This is a genomic window from Pseudomonas sp. P1_F7 (genome assembly GCF_056405655.1).
Genome location: NZ_JBFUBR010000004.1, coordinates 262,420 through 287,990, shown reverse-complemented (window position 1 = coordinate 287,990; position 25,571 = coordinate 262,420). Strand labels below are relative to the sequence as shown.

Genomic DNA, 25,571 nt, shown 5'->3' with positions numbered 1-25,571 from the left:
CACGTCACGCGCCGACTTAGTATGGCGTTTTCCACTTTTGACAAGGCACGTCCATGACGATCGAAATCCGCCCGGCGACCCCCAGTGACGCACCGCAAATCCTCGCGTTCATCACTGAACTGGCCGACTACGAACGTGCCCGCCATGAAGTCATCGCCAGTGTTGCCGATATCGAGCGCAGCCTGTTCAGCGAAGGCGCCACCGCCCATGGCCTGATCTGCCTGCGCGACGGTGCACCCATCGGTTTCGCGGTGTTCTTCTTCAGCTATTCCACCTGGCTTGGCAGCAACTGCCTGTACCTCGAAGATCTCTACATCACCCCGCAACAGCGCGGCGGTGGAGCGGGCAAGACCCTGCTGCGGCATCTGGCAAAAATCGCCTGCGCCAACGACTGCGGCCGTTTCGAGTGGAGCGTACTGGAGTGGAATACCCCGGCCATCGAATTCTATAAATCCCTGGGCGCGCAGCCGCAGGAAGAGTGGGTTCGCTATCGGATGGATGGGGCGGTATTGCGGGATTTTGCTTCGGGTAACTGAAACTTCTTAAAAGATCGCAGCCCTTCGGCAGCTCCTACGCAGGAATTCGCGTTTCCCTGTAGGAGCTGCCGAAGGCTGCGATCTTTTTTGTTTTGTCTCATAATATGGGATTGATATTTATATATTGAGATTTATCCCTGCGCAGGTTTATAGTCCCGCTCACTCACTGCCAAAAACCAAAACAGGTGAAGCGATGCAGGCGCAATTGATCGCGCTCGACTGGGGGACAACCTCATTACGTGCTTACAAACTGGCTGAAGGCGGGCAGGTGCTCGAACAGCGTTCGCTGTCGTCGGGGATCATGCAGTTACCGAAGGCGCCGCGAATCATTGCTGGCCGGGAATGCACCAATGGTTTCGAACTGGCCTTCGATGAGGCTTGCGGCGACTGGCTCGATGCCCAGCCGGATTTGCCGGTGATTGCCTGCGGCATGGTCGGCAGCGCCCAGGGCTGGTGCGAAGCGGCTTACCGGGACACGCCGGCAAACGTCGCCACACTCGGTACTTCCTTGCAAACCGTGTGCAGCCTGCGCGGGGTCGATGTGCACATTGTGCCCGGCGTTATCCAGCGTTCGCGTTTGCCGAACGTGATGCGCGGCGAAGAAACCCAGGTGCTCGGTGTGCTGCAAGACCTGGCTAGCGAGGCGGGCGCTGATCTGTTGATCGGCCTGCCGGGCAGCCATTCGAAATGGGTGGAAGTGGCCGACGGCTGCATTGTGCATTTCGATACTTTCATGACCGGCGAAGTCTTCGCTGTGCTCAGCGAACACAGCATTCTCGGACGCACCCAACAACGTGGCGCGTCTTTCGATGGCTATGCGTTTGATCGCGGCGTGAAGATCGCGTTGTCGGCGGACGGTGAAATCGGCCCACTGTCGACGATGTTCAGTGCCCGCAGTCTCGGGCTGACCGGTGAACTGAGCGCTGCGGCGCAAGCGGATTATCTGTCCGGCCTGCTGATTGGACATGAACTGTCAGCCCTGGCCAGCGTTCAGCGGCGCCGGCGAAACAGCGTGCATCTGCCTTCGATCATCCTCATCGGCAACACCCAACTCTGTGCCCGCTACAGCCGTGCGCTCGACGCCTGCGGTTTTGCCCGGGTGACCCTGGCCGAACAGGCCACCGAACGCGGATTGTGGCAACTGGCACTGGCTGCCGGCCTGGTCACGTGCACCGCATCCCGTTAAACCTGACTGGAGTCCTGACATGCTCAAACAAGCCCTGGCGCAAAACGGCCTGATCGCGATCCTGCGTGGCCTGCGCCCGCAGGAAGCGGCCGCCATCGGTGAAGTCCTGTACGCCGCCGGATTTCGCGTCATCGAAGTGCCGCTCAATTCCCCTGAGCCGTACGAAAGTATCCGCATCCTGCGCAGTACCTTGCCCGCCGATTGCCTGATCGGTGCCGGCACGGTGTTGACCCCGGAGCAGGTCGAGCAAGTGAAAGCCGCGGGCGGCCAGGTGATCGTCATGCCCCACAGCGATCCGAAGGTCTTGCGCGCGGCGAAAGCGGCAGGGCTGTACCTGTCGCCGGGTGTCGCCACACCGACCGAAGCCTTTGCTGCGCTGGCCGAAGGCGCGGACGTGCTGAAGATGTTCCCGGCCGAGCAGATGGGACCAGCAGTCGTCAAAGCCTGGCTAGCGGTGTTGCCGGCCGGAACCATTCTTGTGCCGGTCGGCGGGATCACGCCGGACAACATGCAGGTGTTTATCGACGCGGGCGTCAAAGGTTTCGGCCTCGGCTCCGGTCTGTTCAAACCGGGCATGACGCCTGCGCAAGTGGCGGCCAATGCCAAGGCCTACGTCGCTGCCTGGAAAGCCCTTCGCTAAGACTTCTTTGAGCGCCGAGCGCGCTGCATCTAATAAGAGAGCCAAAAGATGAAAATCACCAAACTGACCACCTTCATCGTTCCGCCGCGCTGGTGCTTCCTCAAGGTCGAAACCGACGAGGGCGTCACCGGTTGGGGCGAGCCCGTGGTCGAAGGTCGCGCCCACACCGTTGCCGCTGCCGTTGAAGAATTGTCCGACTACCTGATCGGCAAAGACCCGCGCAACATCGAAGACATCTGGACTGTGCTCTATCGCGGCGGCTTCTACCGTGGCGGCGCGATCCACATGAGCGCCCTGGCCGGTATTGACCAGGCCTTGTGGGACATCAAGGGCAAGGCGCTGGGCGTATCGGTCAGCGATCTGTTGGGTGGTCAGGTGCGGGACAAGATTCGCGTGTATTCGTGGATCGGCGGTGACCGCCCGGCAGACACCGCGCGTGCGGCGAAAGAAGCGGTCGAGCGTGGTTTCACCGCGGTGAAAATGAATGGCACCGAAGAACTGCAATTCCTCGACACCTTCGACAAGGTCGACCAGGCCCTGGCCAACGTCGCTGCCGTGCGCGATGCCGTCGGCCCGAACGTCGGCATAGGCGTCGACTTCCATGGCCGGGTGCACAAGCCCATGGCCAAGGTGCTGATGAAGGAACTCGATTCGTACAAGCTGATGTTCATCGAAGAGCCGGTGCTGAGCGAAAACTACGAAGCGCTGAAAGAGCTGGCGCCGCTGACAAGTACGCCGATTGCCTTGGGTGAGCGGCTGTTCTCGCGCTGGGATTTCAAGCGTGTGCTCAGCGAAGGCTACGTCGACATCATCCAGCCCGATGCGTCCCATGCCGGCGGCATCACCGAAACCCGCAAGATCGCCAACATGGCCGAAGCCTACGACGTGGCACTGGCGCTGCATTGCCCGCTGGGTCCGATTGCCCTGGCGGCCTGCCTGCAACTGGATGCGGCCTGCTACAACGCATTCATCCAGGAACAGAGCCTGGGCATCCATTACAACGAGAGCAACGACCTGCTCGACTATGTCAAAGACCCACGGGTGTTCGACTACGACAAAGGCTTCGTAAAGATCCCGAACGGCCCGGGCCTGGGTATCGAGATCAACGAGGAATACGTGATCGAACGCGCCGCCATCGGCCACCGCTGGCGCAACCCGATCTGGCGCCATGCCGATGGCAGTTTTGCCGAGTGGTGAGTGATTTCTGATCCACCACCTATTCCTGTGGGAGCGAGCTTGCCCGCGATAGCGTCCTGTCAGTCACATCAATGCCGGATGTGCCGCCGTCATCGCGGGCAAGCCCGCTCCCACAGGGTTTAGTGGAAGTCTTCAAGAACGACCTCAATAACCATAAGAAGAGGCACCCCCCATGCAACCGCAAACCCTCACCGGGCAGGCGTCGTTGGTGACGCCCAGCCGCAAGCGTTTTTTCATCATGGTGCTGTTGTTCATCACCGTTGTGATCAACTACCTGGACCGCAGCAACCTGTCGATTGCCGCCCCGGCATTGACCAGTGACCTGGGCATCGACCCGATCCACGTCGGCCTGATCTTCTCCGCCTTCGGCTGGACCTACGCCGCCATGCAAATCCCCGGTGGCTGGCTGGTGGACCGCGTGCCGCCACGGATTCTGTACAGCGTCGCCTTGCTGCTGTGGTCGGTGGCCACAGTGATGCTCGGTTTCGCCGCCAGCTTCATTGCGTTGTTCGTGCTGCGCATGGCGGTCGGTGCCCTGGAAGCGCCGGCCTATCCGATCAACAGCCGTGTGGTCACCACCTGGTTCCCCGAGCGCGAGCGCGCCACGGCCATCGGTTTCTACACCTCCGGGCAGTTCGTCGGCCTGGCCTTCCTGACGCCGGTGTTGGCGTGGCTTCAGCACGAATTCGGCTGGCACATGGTGTTCGTCACCACCGGTGCGGTGGGCATTCTGTGGGCGGTGATCTGGTACGCGGTGTATCGCGAGCCGCGGGATTTCAAAGGCGCCAATGACGCAGAGATTGATTTGATCCGCGAGGGCGGCGGGCTGGTGGATATCCAGGCCGAACAGGCCAGGGTCAAAGCCAAATTCAGCTGGACCGACCTGGGGATTGTCCTGACCAAGCGCAAACTCTGGGGCATCTACCTCGGGCAGTTCTGCCTCAACTCGACGCTGTGGTTCTTCCTGACCTGGTTCCCGACCTACCTGGTGAAGTACCGCGGCATGGACTTCATCAAGTCCGGCCTGTTGGCATCGCTGCCGTTTCTCGCCGCGTTTATTGGCGTGCTGTGTTCCGGTTTCTTCTCGGACTTTCTGATCCGTCGCGGCTGCACGGTGGGTTTCGCCCGCAAGTTGCCGATCATCAGCGGTTTGCTGATTTCCACCTCGATCATCGGCGCCAACTTCGTCGAGTCGACGCCGCTGGTGATTGCCTTCCTCGCGCTGGCGTTTTTCGGCAACGGCCTGGCTTCGATTACCTGGTCGCTGGTGTCGACCTTGGCTCCGGCGCGTTTGCTCGGGCTGACCGGCGGGGTATTCAATTTCATCGGTAACCTGTCGGCGATCGCCACGCCTATCGTGATCGGCTTCCTCGCGACGGGTGATTCCTTTGCCCCGGCGATCACCTACATCTCGGTGTTGGCATTGATTGGCGCACTGTCCTACATCTTGCTGGTGGGCAAGGTCGAGCGTATCAAGTTGTAGTCGTGGCACGCGGGCGACCATAATGCCGCCCGTTCACTCGCTCAACGGTAAAGGCTGGATATGCAGGAAGACGCCCCAAAAATCGCCAAGGACGCCGCGCCGACCGGCACCCAGACCCTGCTTCGCGGGTTGGGTGTGGTTCAGGCCGTGGCCAGCGGCGCCCGCGATCTCAAGGAAATCGCCCGGCTGATCGGCACCACGCGCAGCACCACACATCGCCTGGCCAGTTGCCTGGTGGACGAGCGTTATCTGCGGGTGGTGCCGCAAGTCGGTTATCTGTTGGGGCCCAAGCTGATCGAATTGGGCTTTCAGGCCCGTGAAGAACTGCCGTTGGTGACCCTGGCCGGGCCGTATCTGGATGAGTTGTCGGCGTTGACCGGCGACACCATTCACCTGGCGATTCGTGAAGGCGACGAAGTGCTGTACCTGCACAAGAATCCGGGGCGCAATGGTCCGGAAATGCGTTCGCGGGTCGGCCATCGCATGCCGTTGGCGCGCACCGGGATCGGCAAGGCGCTGATGCTCGATGATTCGCCGCAAGAGTGGCAGCGCCTGTACGAAGTCAGCCTGCCGGTGGGTGGGAAAAACCAGTTCTGGCCGCAGCACCCGGAGCAATCCTGGGAGCAGTTTCAGCAGCGCATGGTCGAGTATGTGGCCGGCGGTTATGCGTTCGACCTGGAAGACAACGAACCGTCGATCCGCTGTGTGGCCGCTCCGATCCGTGATGCCAGCAAGCGTATCGTCGCCGGCATCAGCATTGCCAGTACCGTGCCTTACATGCCGCTGGAAAAAATGGCCGAGCTGATTCCCCTGATCAAAGGGGTCACGACCCGGCTGTCGGCGGAGCTTGGCTTGAAGGTTTAGATTTTCAAGGTCGCCATGTCGATGACGAAGCGGTACTTCACGTCACCGGCGATCATGCGGGCGTAAGCCTCGTTGATCTGGCGGATGTCGAGCATCTCGATGTCGCAGGTGATGTTGTGCTCGGCGCAGAAATCCAGCACTTCCTGGGTTTCTGCGATGCCGCCGATCAGCGAGCCGGCGAGCACGCGACGCCCCAACACCAGCTTGGCGGCATGTACCGGTGGCTCCACCGGTTCGATCAACCCCACCAGGATATGTACGCCGTCGAATCGCAGCGTATCGAGGTAAGGGTTGAGGTCGTGCTGCACCGGAATGGTGTCGAGCAGGAAATCGAAGTGCCCGGCCGCAGCCTGCATCTGGGCGTCATCGGTGGACACGATCACATGGTCCGCGCCCTGACGACGAGCCTCTTCGGCCTTGCTCGCCGAACGGGTGAACAACGTCACCTCGGCGCCCATGGCCTTGGCGAACTTGATGCCCATGTGGCCCAGGCCGCCCATGCCGAGAATCCCGACTTTGTCACCGGCCTTCACGCCGTAGTGCTTGAGCGGTGAGTAGGTGGTGATGCCGGCGCACAGGATCGGCGCGGCGCTGGCCAGAGGCAGTTTTTCCGGGATACGCACCACAAAGTGTTCGCTGACCACGATGCTGTCGGAGTAGCCGCCCATGGTGTTGCTGCCATCCACGCGGTCCGGGGTAGCGTAGGTCATGGTCGGACCTTCGAGGCAGTATTGCTCGAGGTTGGCCTGGCAGGCTTCGCAGCTTCGGCAGGAATCGACCATGCAGCCGACACCGACCAGATCGCCGACTTTGTGTTGGGTGACATTCGCACCGACGGCGGTCACCTTGCCTACGATTTCGTGGCCAGGCATCAGCGGGTAAACAGCAATGCCCCACTCGTTGCGGGCCTGATGGATGTCGGAATGGCAGACGCCGCAGTAGAGAATCTCGATGGCAACGTCGTCCGGCCTTGGGCTGCGACGTTGGAATTTCACGGGGGCGAGGGGAGTGGTGGCGGACTGGGCGGCGTATCCGATGGCGGTGTACATGGTGAASCTCGCAAAAGCGCTGACGGGTGAGGTGGCGCATTTTGGGCGCCGAACCCTGTACCGGCCATGGCGATTCCTCCGGGTGTCATGCCTATTCCTCCGGCATCGGCCTTTGATTGATCGCAATGGTGATCAGACCTGCGATGATGCTTTCGTCCCTTTTTCCGTGACTTTTTTGTGAAGAGCTCCGATGTTGCTGACCCGTCATCTTGATGCCAATGCCACTCTGGTTTCGCTGATCGAGCCGCTGTCCACTCGCGACGGTTTCGTCCCGACCGCGTTGCCGGGCGTGCAGGTTCTGCGGGCCAGTTGCGATGTGGCTCGTGGACCGCAGATCTACGAGCCGAGCCTGGTGATCATTGCCCAGGGCGGCAAACTCGCGTACCTGGGGCCGCGCACCCTGGAATATGGGGCAGGGCACTACCTGATTCAGGCGCTGCCGGTGCCGTTCGAGTGCGAAACCTTTGCCGCGCCGGACGGGCCGATGCTCGGGGTGTCGGTTGCGATCGACCGGGTAATGCTGGGCGAGTTGGTGTTGGCGATGGGCCTGGCACCCGGGCGGCATATCCCGGCGCAAACGCCTGAGTCCATGACATCCGCGGTGCTCGATGACGCCATGCGCGGTTGTGTCGAACGACTGTTGCGCTGCCTGCACGATCCGCTGGAATGCCAGATCATGGGGCAAGCGCGTTTGCGCGAGTTGTTGTTCGTCGCCTTGCGCGGCCCGCAAGCCGATGTGTTGCGGGCGCTGGTGGAGCAGCAGGGGCAATTCGCCCGGATCGCGGCATCCCTCAGTCATCTGCATGCGCATTACACCGAACCGTTGAACGTCGAGACCCTGGCCAGTTGCGCGAACATGAGTGCGTCGACGTTTCACGAGCATTTCAAGCGCAGCACCTTGTTGTCGCCGGTGCAGTATCTGAAGCGATTGCGTTTGCTCAGGGCGCAGCAGTTGTTGTTGGGCGAGGGGCTGGGCGTGGCGCAGGTGGCGCATCGGGTGGGGTATCAGAGCACGTCGCAGTTCAGTCGCGAGTACAAGCGGTACTTCGAGCGTAATCCGGGAGATGAACGCGCAGCCTGATCCACCGCAAGTCCCCTGTGGGAGCGAGCTTGCTCCCACAGGGGACGGTGTTGTGGCTTGAATCGCACACAACAAAAAGGCCCCCATTTCGGGAGCCTTGATGTTCGCGGTTCGGCTTACATGTTCGGGTAAGTCGGGCCGCCAGCGCCTTCCGGCGCGACCCAGGTGATGTTCTGTGCAGGATCCTTGATGTCACAGGTCTTGCAGTGAACGCAGTTCTGGGCGTTGATCTGGAAGCGCTTCTCGCCGTCTTCCTTGGTGATCACTTCGTATACGCCGGCCGGGCAGTAACGCTGGGCAGGCTCATCGTACAGCGGCAGGTTCTTGCTGATCGGGATGCTCGGATCGGCCAGCTTCAGGTGGCAAGGCTGTTCTTCTTCGTGGTTGGTACCGGAGATGAACACCGAGCTGAGTTTGTCGAAGCTGATCTTGCCGTCCGGTTTCGGGTAGTCGATCTTCTTGCAGTCGGCCGCCAGTTTCAGGCAAGCGTAATCCGGCTTGGTGTCGTGCAGGGTGAACGGCAGTTTACCGCCGAAGATGTTCTGGTCGAGCCAGTTGAAACCGCCACCGACGATGGCGCCGAACTTGTGGATCGCCGGGCCGAAGTTGCGGCTGGCGAACAGTTCTTCATAGAGCCAGCTGTTCTTGAACGCGTCGACGTAAGTGGTCAGCTCTTCGGTGCCATCCTTCTCGGCGAACAGGGCTTCAGCCACGGATTCAGCGGCAAGCATGCCGGACTTCATCGCGGTGTGGCTGCCTTTGATCTTGGCGAAGTTCAGGGTGCCGAGGTCGCAACCGATCAGCGCGCCGCCCTTGAAGACCATTTTCGGCAGCGAGTTCAGGCCGCCCTTGCAGATGGCGCGGGCGCCGTAGCTGATGCGCTTGCCGCCTTCCAGGTACTGAGCAAGCACCGGGTGATGCTTGAGGCGCTGGAACTCGTCGAACGGCGACAGGTAGGTGTTGCTGTAGGACAGGTCGACGATCAGGCCAACCACTACCTGGTTGTTTTCCAGGTGATAGAGGAACGAACCACCGGTGTTCTCGGTGCCCATGATGTCCATCGGCCAACCGGCGGTGTGGACCACCAGGCCAGGCTGGTGCTTGGCCGGGTCGACTTCCCAGATTTCCTTGAGGCCGATGCCGTAGTGCTGGGCATCAGCGTCAGTGTCCAGGTTGAAACGCTTGATCAGCTGCTTGCCGATGTGGCCACGGCAACCTTCGGCGAACAGCGTGTACTTGCCACGCAGTTCCATGCCCGGGGTGTACAGGCCTTCCTTCGGGTTACCTTCGCGGTCGACGCCCAGGTCACCGGTGATGATCCCGCGCACCACGCCGTTTTCGTCGATCAGCGCTTCCTGAGCAGCGAAGCCCGGGTAGATTTCCACGCCCAGGTTCTCGGCCTGCTGGGCCAGCCAGCGGCACAGGTTGCCCAGGGAGATGATGTAGTTGCCTTCGTTGTGCATGGTCTTGGGCACAAAGAAGTCTGGAACTTTCTGCGCGCTTTCAGCGTTCTTCAGAACGAAGATGTCGTCGCGGGTGACGGGGGTGTTCAGCGGCGCGCCGAGTTCTTTCCAGTCCGGGAACAGTTCGTTCAGGGCGCGTGGTTCGAACACGGCACCGGACAGAATGTGAGCACCGACTTCGGAGCCTTTTTCGACCACGCAGACGCTGATTTCCTTACCGGCTTCGGCGGCCTTCTGCTTCAAGCGGCAGGCGGCGGAAAGACCAGCGGGGCCGGCACCGACGATGACAACGTCGAATTCCATGTATTCGCGTTCCACAGGTTATCTCCTACTCAAGGCTCAACAGTTTTTTTTCTAATTTGGAGGTTGGGTGTCGCATCCATGAATCCCAGCGCAACGCCGGGAGCGGACAATCGATTGACCACCTTTCTCTTTGGGTGGCGCATTATATCTACACCACTCTCAGCGTCCAATACAAACGTTTGTTTGAATTGGCTCAAAGCCAGAGAAATCAAAGTCACGCGCCTTATGAACGGCCATTTTGGCGTATTGACCGGAATAGGCGTTCCGGTCAAGATACGGGCGGTTTTGCGCTCGCCGTAGGCTGACTGTTGGTTTCAAGAGCACCTCTAAAGACAGGGCGATGGCAGTAGAGAGTGATGCGCTGCGCGGGTTTGATGCACAGTTTACACGCCGCGATGTTGAATGACTCGTCAGTCACCACTGACGAACGGTCATCCAGATCATGAGCGATGGTCACTTGACACGTTTGCCGGCGTTTTTGGAGGTGCCCTTGCGCCCGATGAGCATCAACCGCCAGGTTCGCCTAGGCGATTTTCTTTTCACCGGAGAGTAACGAGGAATCCATGAAGGTTCTTGTAGCTGTCAAACGCGTTGTGGATTACAACGTCAAGGTTCGCGTCAAGGCGGACAATTCCGGCGTCGATCTTGCCAACGTCAAGATGTCGATGAACCCGTTCTGCGAAATCGCCGTGGAAGAAGCCGTACGCCTGAAAGAGAAGGGTGTTGCGACTGAAATCGTCGTCGTCTCCGTAGGCCCGTCCACCGCTCAAGAGCAACTGCGCACTGCGCTGGCTCTGGGTGCCGACCGTGCCATTCTCGTCGAGTCCGCCGAAGACCTGACTTCCCTGGCCGTTGCCAAGCTGTTGAAAGCTGTTGTCGACAAGGAACAGCCTCAGCTGGTGATCCTTGGTAAACAGGCCATCGACAGCGACAACAACCAGACTGGCCAGATGCTTGCTGCATTGAGCGGTTATGGTCAGGGCACGTTCGCTTCGAAAGTCGAAATCAGCGGCGACAGCGTTGCTGTCACCCGTGAAGTCGACGGCGGCGCGCAGACGGTTTCCCTGAAATTGCCGGCCATCGTCACCACCGACCTGCGTTTGAACGAGCCGCGTTATGCGTCTCTGCCAAACATCATGAAAGCCAAGAAGAAGCCTCTCGAAGTGCTGACTCCGGATGCTTTGGGCGTTTCCACCGCCTCCACCAACAAGACCGTGAAAGTCGAAGCGCCAGCTGCACGCAGCGCGGGTATCAAGGTCAAGTCGGTGGCTGAACTGGTCGAGAAACTGAAAAACGAAGCGAAGGTAATCTAAATGACTATCTTGGTTATTGCTGAACACGACAACAAAGTGCTGGCTCCGGCCACGCTGAACACCGTTGCTGCTGCCGCCAAAATCGGTGGCGACATCCACGTTCTGGTCGCTGGCCAGGGCGCTGGCGCCGTGGCTGAAGCCGCTGCGAAAGTGGCTGGCGTGGCTAAAGTGCTGGTAGCCGATAACGCTGCCTACGCTCACCAGTTGCCGGAGAACGTTGCTCCGCTGGTCGCAGAGCTGGGCAAGGGCTACAGCCACATCCTGGCTGCCGCTACCTCCAACGGCAAAAACATCCTGCCGCGCGTTGCTGCTGCACTGGACGTTGACCAGATCTCCGAGATCATCTCGGTCGAAAGCGCTGACACCTTCAAGCGTCCGATCTACGCCGGTAACGCCATCGCTACCGTTCAATCGAACGCTGCGGTCAAAGTGATCACCGTGCGTGCCACCGGTTTCGACCCGGTAGCTGCTGAAGGTGGTTCGGCTGCCGTTGAAGCCGTTGGTGCTGCTCACGACGCTGGCATCTCCAGCTTCGTTGGCGAAGAGCTGGCCAAGTCCGATCGTCCGGAACTGACCGCTGCCAAGATCGTCGTTTCCGGCGGGCGCGGCATGCAGAACGGCGACAACTTCAAACACCTGTACGCCCTGGCCGACAAGCTGGGCGCTGCCGTCGGTGCTTCCCGCGCCGCGGTTGACGCAGGTTTTGTTCCGAACGACATGCAGGTCGGTCAGACCGGCAAGATCGTTGCGCCACAGCTGTACATCGCCGTCGGTATCTCCGGCGCGATCCAGCACCTGGCCGGCATGAAAGACTCCAAAGTGATCGTTGCGATCAACAAGGACGAAGAAGCGCCGATCTTCCAGGTGGCCGATTACGGCCTGGTGGCGGACCTGTTCGAAGCCATCCCTGAGCTGGAGAAGCTGGTCTAATCCGGCTGCTTCACTTATAAAGAGCCCGGCCTTTTGGTCGGGCTTTTTTTTGCTCTTCTGTAGGAGCGAGCTTGCTCGCGAAGGACGTTAACGATGACGCGTTGATCCTGGATAAACGCGGTGCCTTTGAATCCATCGCGAGCAAGCTCGCTCCTACAGGGGGGGCATAATCGGGTATGAGTGGAGTGTGAAGCCATGGATCTGCGCTGTGTGTGGAGCTTGCTGGGATTGGCGTTATTGCCGACGCTGACGGTCGCCGCAGGTAAATGCGAACGCCTGGTGGTCACCGGCAGCCCGGACGCGCCGCCGTACCTGTGGCAAGACCCGCAGAATCCCAAGCACCTGATCGGTGCCAGTGCCGATTTGCTGCAGCAAGTGGCGGGGGAGTTGGGGCTCAAGGTCGAACTGCTTTATGCCGGCAAACGCGCCCAGGCCCTGGACGAAGTGCGTAGCGGGCGCATGGACATGCTGGCGGACGCGACGTTGACCGTCAGTGAGCTGGAAACCCTGGATTACATCCATCCACCGGTGCTGGAAAACGACTATCTGGTCTGGACTCGCAAGGACTCGACACTGGTCTACAACGAAGCACAAGACCTGCACGGCCATCCCGGTGCCGTGTCGGAAAAGGCCCGATTGACCCCGCAATTCAGCACCTTTGCCGGACAGCAACTGACCCTCACGCGCACGTCCAACCTGACCCAGGCCTTTCAGAAACTGCTGTTGGGAGAGGTCGAGTTTGTGCTGGCAGGACGTTACTCGGGCATGGCGACCGCACAGACACTGGGCATGGCCGGTGATTTGGTCGCTCGCTCGCAACCGGTTGACAAGCCTGGCCTGTACCTGGCGATTTCCCATGACTCGGCCTGCAACGATCCGTGGTTGCGCGGACAGTTGGCCAAAAAGATGACAGAATTGCCTGCGTCCGGACTGACGGAAGCCGTGCTGATGCGCAATATCGAGCGTTGGAAGGCACAACGCTCACAACCGCAGCAACCCTCGCAACAACCCGTCAGTGCCCCAAAACAGTAGGGATATTTAGTGAGTATTCGACCTCTTTTTGCTGCCGTGGCCTTTGTGGTCCTGGCGGGTTGTGCAACCGATCCTGCGCCGAATGAACAGATTCGCTTGACCGAACAGGCACTCGAACAGGCCAAGGCCGTGGGCGCCACCGCCGACGATGTGCCGGAAATGAAACTGGCCGAAGACAAGTACAACCGCGCCAAGGGCAACATGACTGACCAATCCTTCAAAAACGCACGCATGCGGGCCGAACAGGCCGAACTCGATGCGCGTCTGGCTGAAGCCAAGGTGTTGACGGCCAAGAGCGAGGAACAGTTGAACGTGCTGAACACCCGCATCGCCCGCCTGCACAAGCAACTGGGAGATGCCGAATGAGCCTCAAGAGCAAAGCCCTCGGCGGTTTGATCCTGGCAGGCTGCGCGAGCCTGTCTGGTTGCGCCAGTCAGCACAGCGAAACCGCGTTGCAGCAGGCCGGTGCCGACTTTCAGAAGGTCAAGGAAGACTCCAATGTGCTGCGAATCGCCCCCAAGGATGTGATTCGCGCCGGAGAGTCCCTGGCCCGTGCCGATCGCCTGTCCAGCTATTGGGGCAGTGGTTCGGACGTGGTGCATTACGCCTACCTGAGCCAGCGCTACAGCGCCATTGCTCGGGAACACACCAATCAGGTGCTCAACGAAGAGCAGGCGGCGAAGCTCGAACTGGAGCGGCAGCGTCTGCAACTGGCACTGCGTGAATCCAAACTGTTCAGCGTGCAGCAGCAAGGCAAATGGCTCGAGGAGCAGATCCTGGCATTGACGACCAGCCAGACCGACCGCGGGCTGGTGATGACATTGGGCGACATGCTGTTCGACACGGGCGAAGCGGAGCTGAAACCGTCGGCCAACCGTGTGGTGTTGAAGATCGTGCAGTTCCTGCAACTCAACCCCAAGCGTGTGGTGCGGATCGAAGGTTATACGGACAGTACCGGGGGCAAGCAGGAAAACCTCAAGCTGTCCCGCGACCGCGCGCAATCGGTGGCTGACGTGCTGATGGACCTGGGGATTGACGACAAGCGCATCCAGGTCGAGGGTTATGGCGACGAGTATCCGGTGGACGCGAATGCGTCGGAACGGGGCCGAGCGCAGAATCGTCGGGTGGAAATTGTGTTTTCCGACGAAAAGGGCCAGCTCGGCGCAGCCCGGTAGGAGCTGGCGGAGCCTGCGATCTTTTGATCTTGCTCTTGATACTCAATCGGGCCTGGAAAGATCGCAGCCTCGTTTCACTCGACAGCTCCTGCAGCCCGGCATGCCATGCAGCGCCGGGTTTTTTTATGTCCGCCGATTACCGCACAAAACAGTACAGATTTTGCTGACACTGCACTGTACGGTCGACTATTGTGGCAACTGTCCCCGTACACTTCTAAACTGTTCCGGTATTGTTTCACACAAGAATAAAATGCCCGTGAAATCGAGTGCTGCGTCATGACCAATCTTTTGCTCTATCAACGTATTGCTCAACAACTGGCCGAAGACATCCGCCGTGGGGTCTATCAGCCGGGAGAGCGCGTGCCTTCGGTGCGCAAGATGAGCTCGCAGCTCAATGTCAGCCATGCGACGGTGTTGCAGGCGTATGCCAATCTCGAGGATCAGGGGCTGATCCGCGCCCGGCCGCAGTCGGGTTACTACGTGCACCAGACGCCGGCACTCACCGCGCCGACGCCGGACATCGCCCGGGTCGAGCGCCCCGGCCTGGTCACCCGCAGCAGCATCATTCAACAAGTTCTGGTCGAATCCCGTCGTGAAGGTGTCTTCCCGCTGGGTGCTGCGGTGCCGAGTGTCGACTATTTGCCGGTGCGGGCACTGCATCAGCAATTGGCCAAAGTCACCCGTTTCCATAGCCCGCGGGCCTTCAGTTACATGTTCAGCCCCGGTTTCGAGCCGTTGCGCCGACAGGTGGCGATCCGCATGCGCGATGCAGGCGTGGTGGTTGATCCGTCGGAAGTGGTGATCACCCACGGCTGCGTCGATGCGCTGCAGATGTCCTTGCGCGTGCTGACCCGTCCCGGCGATCTGATCGCCGCCGAATCACCGACCTATTACGGGTTGCTGCAACTGGCCGATCTGTTGGGCCTCAAGGTCATTGAGATCCCCAGCGATCCGGCCACGGGCATGAGCCTGGAAGCCCTGCAACTGGCGGCCAACCAATGGTCGATCAAGGCGTTGGTGCTGACCACCCGACTGAGTAATCCATTGGGCGGTACCATGCCCGAAGAGCGGCAGAAACAATTGCTGCGCCTGGCGTCGGACTTCGATATCCAGATTGTCGAAGACGATATCTACGGTGAGCTGATGTTCGAGCAGGGGCGCACCAAGTCCCTAAAGGCCTACGATCGGCTGGATCGGGTGATCTATTGTTCGAGCTTCTCCAAGACCTTGTCGCCTGGCGTGCGAATCGGCTGGATGATTGCCGGCAAGTATCAGCAGGAAATCCAGCGCTTGCAGACTTTCAGTACGCATTCTGCGTGCAGCGTCACCCAGATGGGTATCGCCGCTTACCTGGAAAATGGCGGGTATGACCGGCATTTGCGCTTCATCCGTCAGGAATACCGGAAAAACCTCAGTGCCTTCCAGCTGGCCGTGCAGCAGTATTTCCCGGAAGGCACGCAGATGACCCGGCCTACCGGCGGCTTCATTCTGTGGGTCAGTCTGCCGGGGCGGGTCAACACGCAAGAGTTGCACGTGCGGGCATTGCAGCAGGGCATCAGTATTGCGCCGGGACTGATCTTCAGTAATACCGAGCAATTCAATCACTGCATTCGCCTCAATTGCGGCATCCCGTGGAATCGTGAAGCCGAGCGTGCGTTGATGACCCTGGGCATGCTGGCCACCCAACTCTGCCAGGAGATGGCTGGCGGTTTGTAACAGGCTGCGACTGTGCTTGTCATGTGGGCTGCAACAGGGGAGCATATGCACCTCTGCCGTTTGCACCCACCGTTGGAAACATGAAACCGACTTTTCCTGCCGCCTGGCTTTGGCTCTGCCTGTTTGCGAGTATTCAGCCGGCATCCGTCGTTGCCGCTACCGAGCAAGATCAGCAGACCACTGGCAGTTTCCACATCGCGCCGACAAAACCCGAACCTGTGAAAAAAACTTCGCCGGCCAGGAAATCGGCGACGCCCGTGAAAAAGCATCCGCCTATTGCCTCCAAATCGAAACCGGCCAGTGAGGTGGTAAAGACCGAGCTTCCATCCGCCAAGTTGGACTTGAGCCTGCCCAAGGATATGGTTCAAGAGCTGAAGCCGGTCGGAACGGTGCCGTTAACCAGGCGCGAACAGTTGTTACCCCAGATGTTCGGTGACAAAAGCGGCAGCAGCCCGTTCCAGCTCAACGGCCGCCTGCTCAGCAATGAAATGCAGCTGCAACTGCGAAATGAAGAACGCCGCGAGGTCGAAGGCGCGGCACTGGATTTCGAGTTCAAGCAGTAACCTCACCAGGATCCGCGAACCGCAGACCAGACGCTTTGTCGGAGACTGGTCGGTCATGTTCGTTTGCATTGAAAAACCCGCTCGCAGGTAATTTAAAACAACTGTTTTAGCGGGTACTCTGTGCCCCGTCCTTTAACACATTGTTCGTCGCGAGGAGCTTGTCGTCATGAAATGCCGTGAGGGCTGTGGCGCTTGTTGCATTGCCCCTTCCATCAGTTCACCGATTCCCGGTATGCCCAACGGCAAAGCCGCGGGGGAGCGTTGCCTGCAACTTTCCTCCGATAACCTGTGCCGTATTTTCGGCCAGCCAGAACGGCCGGCGGTGTGTTCTGCCTTCGAGGCCGACCCGGAGGTCCGATCACCTCCGAAAAACCTGAAGGTGATCGGAGGTGCAAGCCCAACGAACGTAACTTCAACAATAAGGAATAAGACTATGGGTTCGCTGCATCGTATGGCTGTGCTGTGTGGTTTGACGGTTGTGCTGGCTACCTCGACGGCCCAGGCCGAAGACTGGAAAGTCAAAAAAGACGAAGACGGCATCAAGATCTCCCTGAGTGAAGTGGCCGGCTCCGACTACAAGGCCTACCAGGGCGTCACGCTGATGAAAACCACCATAGCCAAGCTGCGTGCGTTGCAGGAAGACGTGCCCGGAGCCTGCGCCTGGATTCACGAATGCAAAACCCAGAAGCTGCTCAAGCACGAAGGTGACCAGAGCTGGACCTACACTCAGTTCAACACGCCGTGGCCGGTTACTCCGCGTGATTCGGTGCTGCACGTCACCACCATCGAAGGCGCCGATGGCAGCCTGACCCGCAAGCTCGAAGGCGTACCGAAATACATTCCTGAAGAAAAAGGCTTCGTCCGGGTCGCCAAGGTCGACGGTTTCTGGAAGTTCGTACCCAAGGGCGACCAGGTCGAAGTGACCTATCAGGTGCACACCGAACCGGGTGGCAGCGTGCCGTCGATGGTGGCCAACAAGTTCGTGGTGGATGCCCCGTTCAATACCTTGAAAGCCCTCAAGGAGCGCGCCGAGAAGTAACTTTATCGCTCTTTTGAGGTGACTTCGTAACGCCCCGACTCGATCGGGGCGTTTGCGTTTTTGACCGGTGCGCAGGCTTTAAATTGTTTCCGGATATGCGTTGCACGAAATTTTCACCCACTCTCCAAGACAATTCGCCGGCTCTCCCGTAACGCGCTGCGTATTGCTGAATGCAGGATGAAACAGTCGGAATGAGGGTAGTTATCAATGGCAATGCTGCCGTTGATCGTGCAACATTTGCGCACCGCGCAAACCCCCGGGCCTGGTACGGGCCGAAAAGAGGGCAAGGCGCAGCTGTATTTTTGAAACTTCAACTTCCAATGGGTCCTAAAACGACATGGCAATCCCGGACGCCCTGAATCAGCAGCGAGCTTCTAGTCGCCTGCTGCAACCGACCGTCAAATCGCATCTGGCCTACACGCTGTTGTGTGCCCTGGTCATGATGGTCATGTTCAGCCTGCTGCGCGTCGCGCTGCTGGTTTACAACCGCTCGATGATCCTCGACACACCGGCCTCGACCTTCCTCGAGGCATTCGCAAACGGTCTGCGTTTCGACCTGCGTCTGGTGGTCTATCTCAGTATTCCGTTGCTGTTGGCATTGTTCAGCGCCCGGGCCATGGCCGCACGCGGGCTGTTCCGTCTCTGGCTGACGATCGCCTCCAGCATTGCGCTGTTCCTGGGCTTGATGGAGATGGACTTCTATCGTGAGTTCCACCAGCGCCTCAACGGCCTGGTCTTCCAGTACGTCAAGGAAGATCCGAAAACCGTGATGAGCATGCTTTGGTACGGTTTCCCGGTGGTCCGTTACCTGCTGGCATGGGCCGTGGGCACCTGGATCCTGAGCTTGGCATTCAAGGGCGCCGATCGTGCGACCCGTCCCCGTGGCCCGTTCAGTGGCGGCAGCATCGGCACGCGCCAGGTTGCGCCGTGGTACGCGCGTATCGCTGTGTTTGTGGTGTGCCTGCTTGTTTGCGTGGTCGCCGCGCGTGGCACTCTGCGTCAAGGCCCGCCGCTACGTTGGGGCGACGTCTATACCACCGACTCGAATTTCGCCAACCAGTTGGGCCTCAACGGCACGCTGTCGCTGGTTGCCGCAGCCAAGAGCCGGATGTCCGAAGATCGCGACAATATCTGGAAGGCGACCCTGCCACAGCCACAAGCCCAGCAAGTGGTGCGTGACATGCTGGTGACGCCGGCCGACAAACTGGTGGATGCCGACACCGCAGCGGTACGTCGCGATTACACCCCGCCAGCCGACAAGACCCTGCCGATCAAGAACGTCGTTGTGATCCTGATGGAAAGCATGGCCGGCCACTCGGTCGGTGCGCTGGGTGGACCAGGCAACATCACGCCGTACCTCGACAAACTGTCGAAGGAAGGCTTGCTGTTCGACCGCTTCTTCTCCAACGGTACCCATACCCACCAGGGTATGTTCGCCACCATGGCCTGCTTCCCGAACCTGCCGGGCTTCGAATACCTGATGCAGACCCCGGAAGGCAGCCACAAGCTGTCCGGTTTGCCGCAGTTGCTCAGCACCCGTGACTTCGACGACGTGTATGTCTACAACGGCGATTTCGCCTGGGACAACCAGTCGGGTTTCTTCAGCAACCAGGGCATGACCAACTTCATCGGCCGTAACGATTTCGTGAATCCGGTGTTCTCTGATCCGACCTGGGGCGTGTCCGACCAGGACATGTTCGACCGTGGCCTGGTCGAGCTCAAGGCACGGGAAAACGGCAAGCCGTTCTATGCCTTGCTGCAAACCCTGTCCAACCACACGCCTTACGCCTTGCCGACGCCATTGCCGGTCGAGCGCGTGACCGATCGTGGCAGCCTGAACGAACACCTGACCGCCATGCGTTACGCGGACTGGGCACTGGGCCAGTTCTTTGAAAAAGCCCGCAAGGAGCCGTACTTCAAGGAAACCCTGTTTGTCATCGTTGGCGACCACGGTTTTGGTAACGAACAGCAGATCACCGAAATGGACCTGGGCCGCTTCAACGTGCCGATGCTGATGATTGCGCCGGGCATCCAGGAAAAGTTCGGCCAGCGTGACCACACCGTGGGCACTCAGATCGACATCGTGCCGACCATCATGGGCCGCATCGGTGGCGAAGTGCGTCATCAGTGCTGGGGACGCGACCTGCTCAACCTGCCGGAAGGCGACGCCGGTGTTGGTGTGATCAAGCCGTCGGGCAGCGAGCAGACCACGGCCATCCTCACCGCAGACCAGATTCTGGTCCTGCCGAAGGACAAGGACATGGCGCCGAAGTTGTATCAGTATGAATTGGGTGCCAACCCTCACGCCGAAGTCATTCCTGATGCGCCGCGTACCGCCGAGTTGAAACTCAAGCTCGAAGCGTTCCTGCAAACAGCGACCAAGAGCCTGCTGGACAACACCGCTGGTGTAGTTGATGGCAAGCCGGACTAAGTTGTGACGCAATAGAAAAGAGGCTCTTCAAGAGCCTCTTTTTTTTGCTTGGCGGATTTTTATATTCGGCCGAGCAAGAGCAGGATCAACAGCACCACCAATACGACGCCGAAGATTCCGGACGGGCCATAACCCCAACTTCTGGAGTGGGGGAAGACCGGCAAACCACCGATCAGTAACAGGATCAGAATGATGATTAGTATTGTGCCCATGTCTGTTTCCTTGTCGAAAATGCAGTGGATTGACCATGCCAATCAAGGTCAACGGGAATGAAGTAAATTCGCGCTGCTTAAAAATTCAGACTCTTGCGCTTGCAGGAAAATTCCAGGTTTTTTTCAAGTATTTCGAACGGGTCTTTATCTTTTTTTGTTGCATTAGTTACTTCAGGCGCTCCCGCGGTTTGCTCGGGCCATTCAGCAATCTGATGGAGCGTGGATCGGAGAATTTCCTTCGCTACACTCGATGCATCTTCCGAGAACAACAAGGCTGTTTGCTATGCAAAATCGCATGATGATCACTGGTGCAGGCTCTGGTCTGGGTCGCGAAATCGCGCTGCGCTGGGCGCGTGAAGGCTGGCAACTGGCCTTGTCGGACGTCAGCGAGCCCGGCTTGCAGGAAACCCTGAAGCTGGTCCGCGAAGCCGGTGGCGACGGTTTCATCCAGCGCTGCGATGTGCGCGACTACAGCCAGTTGACGGCGTTCGCCCAGGCCTGCGAAGTCAAACTCGGCGGCATCGACGTCATCGTTAATAACGCGGGTGTAGCGTCTGGCGGGTTCTTCAGTGAGTTGTCCCTGGAGGACTGGGACTGGCAGATCGCGATCAACCTGATGGGCGTGGTCAAGGGCTGCAAGGCTTTCCTGCCGCTGCTGGAAAAAAGCAAAGGCAAGATCATCAACATCGCGTCCATGGCCGCGCTGATGCAAGGCCCGGCGATGAGCAACTACAACGTGGCCAAGGCGGGCGTGGTGGCGTTGTCCGAAAGCCTGCTGATCGAGTTGGCGCATCAGGAAGTCGGCGTGCATGTGGTGTGTCCGTCGTTCTTCCAGACCAACCTGCTGGACTCCTTCCGCGGTCCGACCCCGGCCATGAAAGCCCAGGTCGGCAAGTTGCTGGAAAGCTCGCCGATCAGCGCTGCCGACATCGCCGACTACATCTATCAGCAGGTCGCCGCCGGCGAGTTCATGATCCTGCCCCACGAACAGGGCCGCATGGCCTGGGCGATCAAGCAGAAGAACCCGCAATTGCTCTACAACGAAATGACCGTCATGGCCGACAAAATGCGCGCCAAGGCCAGGCAATCGGCAAGCTGATCTTGCCCGCAGGCGACGCTGTGGTTAGGGTGGCCGCCATCGGCCATCCTCGCGAGACACTTGCATGCTCAATTACCTGTGGTTTTTTCTCGCAGCGCTGTTCGAAATTGCCGGTTGCTTCGCCTTCTGGATGTGGCTGCGCCAGGGTAAAAGCATGTGGTGGGTGGTGCCGGCGCTCCTTAGCCTGACTCTGTTCGCCCTGCTGCTGACCCGTATCGAAGCCACCTACGCCGGCCGCGCCTACGCCGCTTACGGTGGCATCTACATCATTGCGTCAATCGGCTGGCTGGCCGTGGTCGAGCGGATTCGTCCGCTGGGTTCGGACTGGCTTGGCGTGGCGCTGTGTGTGATCGGCGCGAGCATCATCCTGTTCGGGCCACGATTCTCCGCGTCCTGACAGATCGACCCTACAATCAACCGGCCTGTCAGACCTTTCCGTAAGCGTGGTGCGTCATGGCTGTCAGTCCGGTCTGGTTTGCTGTCGGAGCATTGTAGGCGTACCGCGGGCCGGGCATCTTCAAGGGCCAGTAACCCCTGAAGGACACTCCTCATGCTCGTACTCACTCGCGTTGTGGGCGAAACCATTTCCATCGGTGAAAACATTTCCGTGCGCGTTCTCGCGATCAACGGAAGCAACATTCGCTTTGGCGTCGAAGCGCCTCAGGACGTCAATGTGCACCGCTCGGAAATCTACGAGCGCATCCAGAAAAAACCGGTGAAAACCAAGGGACGCTGAAGGCCTCAGTCAAACAGGTGCTTGGGCACGTCGTGCTTGAGCATCAGTTGGCATTGCTCGCTTTCCGGGTCGAAGACAATCAGTGCCTGCCCCTTGGTCAAGGCCTGGCGCACGCGCAGTACGCGGGTTTCCAGTGGCGTGTCGTCACCATTGTCCGTGCCGTCGCGGGTCACGAAATCCTCGATCAGGCGGGTGAGGGTGTCGACTTGAAGTTGGTCGTGGGGGATCAGCATAGGCACCTCGGTTGGATCAATGGCGCGATGCTACGGCGAATGACCGGTATCGGCTAGCCTGGGATTTGATCTCGCCTGCTCTGATGCCATCGCGAGCAAGCTCGCTCCCACAGGGTTCAGTGGCGAACCGGGTAATTGTGTTCACCACCGATCAACTGTGGGAGCGAGCTTGCTCGCGATGGCGATCTCTCCAGCAACAAAAAAACCGGATCAGTTCTCCGACCGCTGCCCCACCAGACTGTCCACCGACGGCACCCGCGTATCGCTTTCCATCTGGGTGTCGTGTTCGAGTTGATGGCTGAAGCGGTCCAGTGAGCCCGTGGCCGGTTGTGCATCGCTGGCAAACACCGGCGGGCTGAGGATGTACGCACTGAGCAGACGGCTCAGGGCGGCGAGGCTGTCGATGTGGGTACGCTCATAACCGTGGGTGGCGTCGCAGCCGAAGGCGAGCAGGGCGGTGCGAATGTCGTGGCCGGCGGTCACCGCTGAATGGGCGTCGCTGAAGTAGTAGCGGAACAGGTCGCGGCGTGCCGGCAACTCGTTGTCGCTGGCCAGGCGCAGGAGATGGCGCGACAGGTGATAGTCATACGGTCCGCCGGAATCCTGCATGGCGATGCTCACCGCGTGCTCGCTGGAGTGTTGGCCGGGCGCGACCGGTGCGATGTCGATGCCGACGAATTCACTGACGTCCCAGGGCAACGCCGCCGCCGCGCCGCTGCCGGTTTCCTCGGTGATGGTGAACAGCGGATGGCAGTCGATCATCAGGTCTTCGCCACTGTCGACGATGGCTTTGAGCGCCGCCAGCAGTGCGGCCACCCCGGCCTTGTCATCGAGGTGGCGGGCGCTGATGTGGCCGCTTTCGGTGAACTCCGGCAACGGGTCGAAGGCGACGAAATCGCCGACGCTGATGCCCAGCGACTCGCAGTCGGCACGGGTGGCGCAGTAGGCGTCCAGGCGCAACTCGATGTGATCCCAACTGATCGGCATTTCATCCACGGCGGTATTGAACGCGTGCCCGGACGCCATCAGCGGCAAGACGCTGCCGCGGATCACGCCGTTGTCGGTGAACAGGCTGACCCGGCTGCCTTCGGCAAAGCGGCTGGACCAGCAGCCGACCGGCGCGAGGGTCAGGCGGCCGTTGTCTTTCACCGCGCGCACCGCGGCGCCGATGGTGTCCAGGTGGGCGGAGACGGCGCGGTCGGGGCTGTTTTTCCTGCCCTTGAGCGTGGCGCGGATGGTGCCGCGACGGGTCAGTTCGAAGGGAATACCCAGTTCTTCAAGGCGTTCGGCGACGTAGCGGACGATGGTGTCGGTGAACCCGGTGGGGCTGGGAATGGCGAGCATTTCCAGCAGGACTTTTTGCAGGTAACCGAGGTCCGGTTCAGGGATTTTGCTGGTCATGGAAACTCCTGATGAGTTATCGCCTGTACGGCCGCCATCGTCGGAACGCCGCCCGGAGCAAGCTCGCTCCTACAGGGGAATGCGATCAAATGTGGGAGCGGGCTTGCCCGCGATGGCGTCAGTGCTGGCACCGCATAACTAAGAGACCACCGGCTGACTATGCGGAAACAACAAATCCACAAACCGCTCCGCCGTGGGCTGCGGTTCGTGGTTGGCCAGCCCGGCCCGTTCATTGGCTTCGATAAATACATAGTCCGGCTGATCAGCGGCGGACACCATCAGGTCGAGGCCGACCATGGGAATGTCCAGGACCCGGGCCGCGCGGATGGCGGCGTCCACCAGCGTCGGGTGCAGGATCGCCGTGACGTCTTCAAGCACGCCGCCGGTATGAAGGTTCGCCGTGCGTCGTACGAACAGATGCTCGCCGGCCGGCAGAATACTGTTGTAGTCATAACCGGCGGCCTGCAGCGTGCGTTGGGTTTCATGGTCCAGGGGGATTTTGCTTTCGCCAGCTGTGGCCGTCTGACGTCTGCGACTTTGGGCTTCGATCAGCGCGCCAACGGAGTGCTGGCCGTCGCCCACCACCTCGGCCGGCCGGCGAATGGCGGCCGCGACCACTTCAAAACCGATCACCAGGATGCGCAGGTCGAGGCCTTGGTGGAAGCTTTCCAGCAGCACGCGGCTGTCAAATTGGCGGGCGGCCTCGATGGCGTGCAGCACCTCTTCGATGGTCTGCAAGTCGACCGCCACGCCCTGGCCCTGTTCACCGTCCAGCGGTTTGACCACCACTCGTCGGTGCTCATCGAGGAACGCCAGATTGTCATCGGCGTTACCAACCAGTTGCTGCGCCGGCAGGTTCAAGCCGGCAGCCTTGAGCACTTTGTGGGTCAGGCTTTTGTCCTGGCACAGGCTCATGCTGATGGCGCTGGTCAGGTCGCTCAGGGACTCACGGCAACGTACCCGGCGCCCGCCATGGCTGAGGGTGAACATCCCGGCGTCGGCGTCATCGACTTGCACGTCGATGCCGCGACGGTGAGCTTCCTCGACAATGATCCGCGCGTACGGGTTGAACGCGGCTTCCGGGCCGGGTCCGAGAAACAGCGGCTGATTGATGCCGTTCTTGCGCTTGATGGCGAAGGTCGACAGGTTGCGAAAACCGAGTTTGGCGTAAAGGCTTTTCGCCTGGCGGTTGTCGTGCAGCACCGACAGGTCGAGGCAGGCGAGCCCGCGACTCATGAAGTGTTCGATCAAATGCCGCACCAGCACTTCACCGACACCCGGCCGCGCACAATGCGGGTCGACCGCCAGGCACCACAGGCTGCAGCCGTGTTCCGGATCGTTGAAGGCTTTTTCATGATTGAGGCCCATGACACTGCCGATGACCGCGCCGCTGTCCTCGTCTTCGGCCAGCCAGTACACCGGGCCGCCCAAGTGACGCGGAGTGAGCAGGGTGGCGTCGATCGGCAGCATGCCGCGGGCCTGATACAGATGATTGATCGCCTGCCAGTCGGCATCGCTCTGCGCGCGTCGAATACGGAAACCGCGAAACACCCGGGTCGCCTGGCGGTAATCGCTGAACCACAGGCGCAAGGTGTCGGACGGATCCAGGAACAGCTGCGTCGGCTCCAGCCCCAGCACTTGCTGAGGCGCGGCGACGTACAGGGCAATGTCCCGCTCGCCGGGCTGCTCGTTGAGCAACTCGCCGGCGAGGCTCGCGGCATCGGCAAAGGTGTGGCCGATCAGCAAGCGGCCCCAGCCGCAGTGCACGGCAATCGGCGCCCCGCCGAGTTCACTGCCATCCTCGGCCAGACGTGCCTGCAAGCGTTCGTAGGAAGGCGACTGGCCGCGCAACAGGCGTTGGCTGATAGCCGTGGCGTGAGGTTTCATCG

Annotated in this window: 25 protein-coding genes and 1 pseudogene; 20 read left to right on the top strand and 6 right to left on the bottom strand. The window is 60.1% G+C overall.

The window, feature by feature from the left end; translation table 11 throughout:
* The first annotated feature begins 53 nt into the window (after positions 1 to 53).
* From AC1D1M_RS07565 to AC1D1M_RS07540, 6 genes are all read left to right on the top strand, one after another.
* Entirely contained in the window at positions 54 to 536 is a 483-nt protein-coding gene (locus AC1D1M_RS07565; RefSeq protein WP_477759903.1) for an N-acetyltransferase family protein, read from the top strand.
* Positions 537 to 729: 193 nt separating this feature from the next.
* The gene (locus AC1D1M_RS07560; RefSeq protein WP_477775142.1) at positions 730 to 1,722 is read left to right on the top strand and encodes a 2-dehydro-3-deoxygalactonokinase; all 993 of its coding nucleotides are present in this window, start codon (positions 730 to 732) and stop codon (positions 1,720 to 1,722) included.
* A 19-nt stretch (positions 1,723 to 1,741) separates the two neighbouring features.
* A complete protein-coding gene (locus AC1D1M_RS07555; RefSeq protein WP_477775141.1) occupies positions 1,742 to 2,362 on the top strand; it encodes a 2-dehydro-3-deoxy-6-phosphogalactonate aldolase in 621 nt (206 codons plus the stop codon).
* Between the two features lie 48 nt (positions 2,363 to 2,410).
* Positions 2,411 to 3,559 carry a galactonate dehydratase gene (gene dgoD, locus AC1D1M_RS07550; protein ID WP_477775140.1) on the top strand — a complete coding sequence of 383 codons (1,149 nt, stop codon included), beginning with the start codon at positions 2,411 to 2,413 and terminating at the stop codon, positions 3,557 to 3,559.
* Positions 3,560 to 3,731: 172 nt separating this feature from the next.
* Positions 3,732 to 5,042 carry an MFS transporter gene (locus tag AC1D1M_RS07545; protein ID WP_477775139.1) on the top strand — a complete coding sequence of 437 codons (1,311 nt, stop codon included), beginning with the start codon at positions 3,732 to 3,734 and terminating at the stop codon, positions 5,040 to 5,042.
* 60 nt (positions 5,043 to 5,102) lie between these two features.
* Positions 5,103 to 5,906 carry an IclR family transcriptional regulator gene (locus AC1D1M_RS07540; protein WP_223508041.1) on the top strand — a complete coding sequence of 268 codons (804 nt, stop codon included), beginning with the start codon at positions 5,103 to 5,105 and terminating at the stop codon, positions 5,904 to 5,906.
* Here AC1D1M_RS07540 and AC1D1M_RS07535 read toward each other — a convergent pair.
* Positions 5,903 to 6,955: an NAD(P)-dependent alcohol dehydrogenase gene (locus AC1D1M_RS07535; RefSeq protein ID WP_477775138.1), complete on the bottom strand. Its 1,053-nt coding sequence runs from the start codon at positions 6,953 to 6,955 to the stop codon at positions 5,903 to 5,905. The two genes, AC1D1M_RS07540 and AC1D1M_RS07535, sit on opposite strands and share 4 nt — an antisense overlap.
* Positions 6,956 to 7,145: 190 nt before the next feature.
* Here AC1D1M_RS07535 and AC1D1M_RS07530 point away from each other — a divergent pair, with 190 nt between their 5' ends.
* Positions 7,146 to 8,036, top strand: coding sequence for an AraC family transcriptional regulator (locus AC1D1M_RS07530; RefSeq protein ID WP_477775137.1), 891 nt, complete (start codon positions 7,146 to 7,148; stop codon positions 8,034 to 8,036).
* Between the two features lie 116 nt (positions 8,037 to 8,152).
* Here AC1D1M_RS07530 and AC1D1M_RS07525 read toward each other — a convergent pair whose 3' ends face one another.
* A complete protein-coding gene (locus tag AC1D1M_RS07525) occupies positions 8,153 to 9,817 on the bottom strand; it encodes an electron transfer flavoprotein-ubiquinone oxidoreductase (RefSeq protein ID WP_477775136.1) in 1,665 nt (554 codons plus the stop codon).
* Positions 9,818 to 10,365: 548 nt separating this feature from the next.
* Here AC1D1M_RS07525 and AC1D1M_RS07520 point away from each other — a divergent pair.
* The 10 genes and pseudogenes from AC1D1M_RS07520 to AC1D1M_RS07475 all read left to right on the top strand — a co-directional run bounded on the left by AC1D1M_RS07520 (position 10,366) and on the right by AC1D1M_RS07475 (position 20,001).
* Positions 10,366 to 11,115 carry an electron transfer flavoprotein subunit beta/FixA family protein gene (locus AC1D1M_RS07520; RefSeq protein ID WP_007945693.1) on the top strand — a complete coding sequence of 250 codons (750 nt, stop codon included), beginning with the start codon at positions 10,366 to 10,368 and terminating at the stop codon, positions 11,113 to 11,115.
* Entirely contained in the window at positions 11,116 to 12,045 is a 930-nt protein-coding gene (locus AC1D1M_RS07515; RefSeq protein ID WP_008004325.1) for an electron transfer flavoprotein subunit alpha/FixB family protein, read from the top strand.
* Between the two features lie 195 nt (positions 12,046 to 12,240).
* On the top strand, positions 12,241 to 13,077 hold the full coding sequence (locus AC1D1M_RS07510) for a substrate-binding periplasmic protein (protein WP_477775135.1): 837 nt from the start codon (positions 12,241 to 12,243) through the stop codon (positions 13,075 to 13,077).
* 9 nt (positions 13,078 to 13,086) lie between these two features.
* Positions 13,087 to 13,443 carry a DUF4398 domain-containing protein gene (locus tag AC1D1M_RS07505; RefSeq protein ID WP_477775134.1) on the top strand — a complete coding sequence of 119 codons (357 nt, stop codon included), beginning with the start codon at positions 13,087 to 13,089 and terminating at the stop codon, positions 13,441 to 13,443.
* Complete coding sequence (locus tag AC1D1M_RS07500; RefSeq protein ID WP_477775133.1) at positions 13,440 to 14,252, top strand: OmpA family protein; 813 nt, start codon at positions 13,440 to 13,442, stop codon at positions 14,250 to 14,252. The genes AC1D1M_RS07505 and AC1D1M_RS07500 overlap by 4 nt, the downstream gene beginning before the upstream one ends.
* A 276-nt stretch (positions 14,253 to 14,528) precedes the next feature.
* Positions 14,529 to 15,968: an aminotransferase-like domain-containing protein gene (locus tag AC1D1M_RS07495; RefSeq protein WP_008050371.1), complete on the top strand. Its 1,440-nt coding sequence runs from the start codon at positions 14,529 to 14,531 to the stop codon at positions 15,966 to 15,968.
* Positions 15,969 to 16,048: 80 nt separating this feature from the next.
* Positions 16,049 to 16,531, top strand: a complete 483-nt coding sequence (locus AC1D1M_RS07490) for a translation initiation factor 2 (protein WP_477775132.1) — start codon at positions 16,049 to 16,051, stop codon at positions 16,529 to 16,531.
* A gap of 166 nt (positions 16,532 to 16,697) precedes the next feature.
* A pseudogene (locus AC1D1M_RS07485) lies at positions 16,698 to 16,862 on the top strand (YkgJ family cysteine cluster protein); the annotation flags it as partial.
* Between the two features lie 102 nt (positions 16,863 to 16,964).
* Positions 16,965 to 17,570: an START domain-containing protein gene (locus tag AC1D1M_RS07480; RefSeq protein ID WP_477775276.1), complete on the top strand. Its 606-nt coding sequence runs from the start codon at positions 16,965 to 16,967 to the stop codon at positions 17,568 to 17,570.
* Between the two features lie 337 nt (positions 17,571 to 17,907).
* Entirely contained in the window at positions 17,908 to 20,001 is a 2,094-nt protein-coding gene (locus AC1D1M_RS07475) for an LTA synthase family protein (RefSeq protein ID WP_477775131.1), read from the top strand.
* A gap of 59 nt (positions 20,002 to 20,060) precedes the next feature.
* On the opposite strand, the gene AC1D1M_RS07470 is transcribed toward AC1D1M_RS07475, so the two are convergent.
* The gene (locus AC1D1M_RS07470; protein ID WP_477775130.1) at positions 20,061 to 20,213 is read right to left on the bottom strand and encodes a DUF3309 family protein; all 153 of its coding nucleotides are present in this window, start codon (positions 20,211 to 20,213) and stop codon (positions 20,061 to 20,063) included.
* A 283-nt stretch (positions 20,214 to 20,496) separates the two neighbouring features.
* On the opposite strand from AC1D1M_RS07470, the gene AC1D1M_RS07465 reads away from it, so the two are divergent.
* The 3 genes from AC1D1M_RS07465 (at position 20,497) to csrA (ending at position 22,048) form a co-directional block, all read left to right on the top strand.
* Positions 20,497 to 21,312 carry an SDR family oxidoreductase gene (locus AC1D1M_RS07465; protein ID WP_477775129.1) on the top strand — a complete coding sequence of 272 codons (816 nt, stop codon included), beginning with the start codon at positions 20,497 to 20,499 and terminating at the stop codon, positions 21,310 to 21,312.
* Between the two features lie 64 nt (positions 21,313 to 21,376).
* Positions 21,377 to 21,709 (top strand): YnfA family protein, encoded by a 333-nt coding sequence (locus tag AC1D1M_RS07460; protein ID WP_008004345.1) that lies wholly within the window; start codon positions 21,377 to 21,379, stop codon positions 21,707 to 21,709.
* Positions 21,710 to 21,862: 153 nt separating this feature from the next.
* A complete protein-coding gene (gene csrA / locus AC1D1M_RS07455) occupies positions 21,863 to 22,048 on the top strand; it encodes a carbon storage regulator CsrA (protein WP_477775128.1) in 186 nt (61 codons plus the stop codon).
* A gap of 5 nt (positions 22,049 to 22,053) precedes the next feature.
* Here csrA and AC1D1M_RS07450 read toward each other — a convergent pair whose 3' ends face one another.
* From AC1D1M_RS07450 to ngg, 3 genes are all read right to left on the bottom strand, one after another.
* Positions 22,054 to 22,281 carry a YheU family protein gene (locus tag AC1D1M_RS07450; protein WP_056727184.1) on the bottom strand — a complete coding sequence of 76 codons (228 nt, stop codon included), beginning with the start codon at positions 22,279 to 22,281 and terminating at the stop codon, positions 22,054 to 22,056.
* A 210-nt stretch (positions 22,282 to 22,491) separates the two neighbouring features.
* Complete coding sequence (locus AC1D1M_RS07445; protein WP_477775127.1) at positions 22,492 to 23,682, bottom strand: osmoprotectant NAGGN system M42 family peptidase; 1,191 nt, start codon at positions 23,680 to 23,682, stop codon at positions 22,492 to 22,494.
* A 138-nt stretch (positions 23,683 to 23,820) separates the two neighbouring features.
* On the bottom strand, positions 23,821 to 25,569 hold the full coding sequence (gene ngg, locus AC1D1M_RS07440) for an N-acetylglutaminylglutamine synthetase (protein WP_477775126.1): 1,749 nt from the start codon (positions 25,567 to 25,569) through the stop codon (positions 23,821 to 23,823).
* Positions 25,570 to 25,571: the final 2 nt, after the last annotated feature.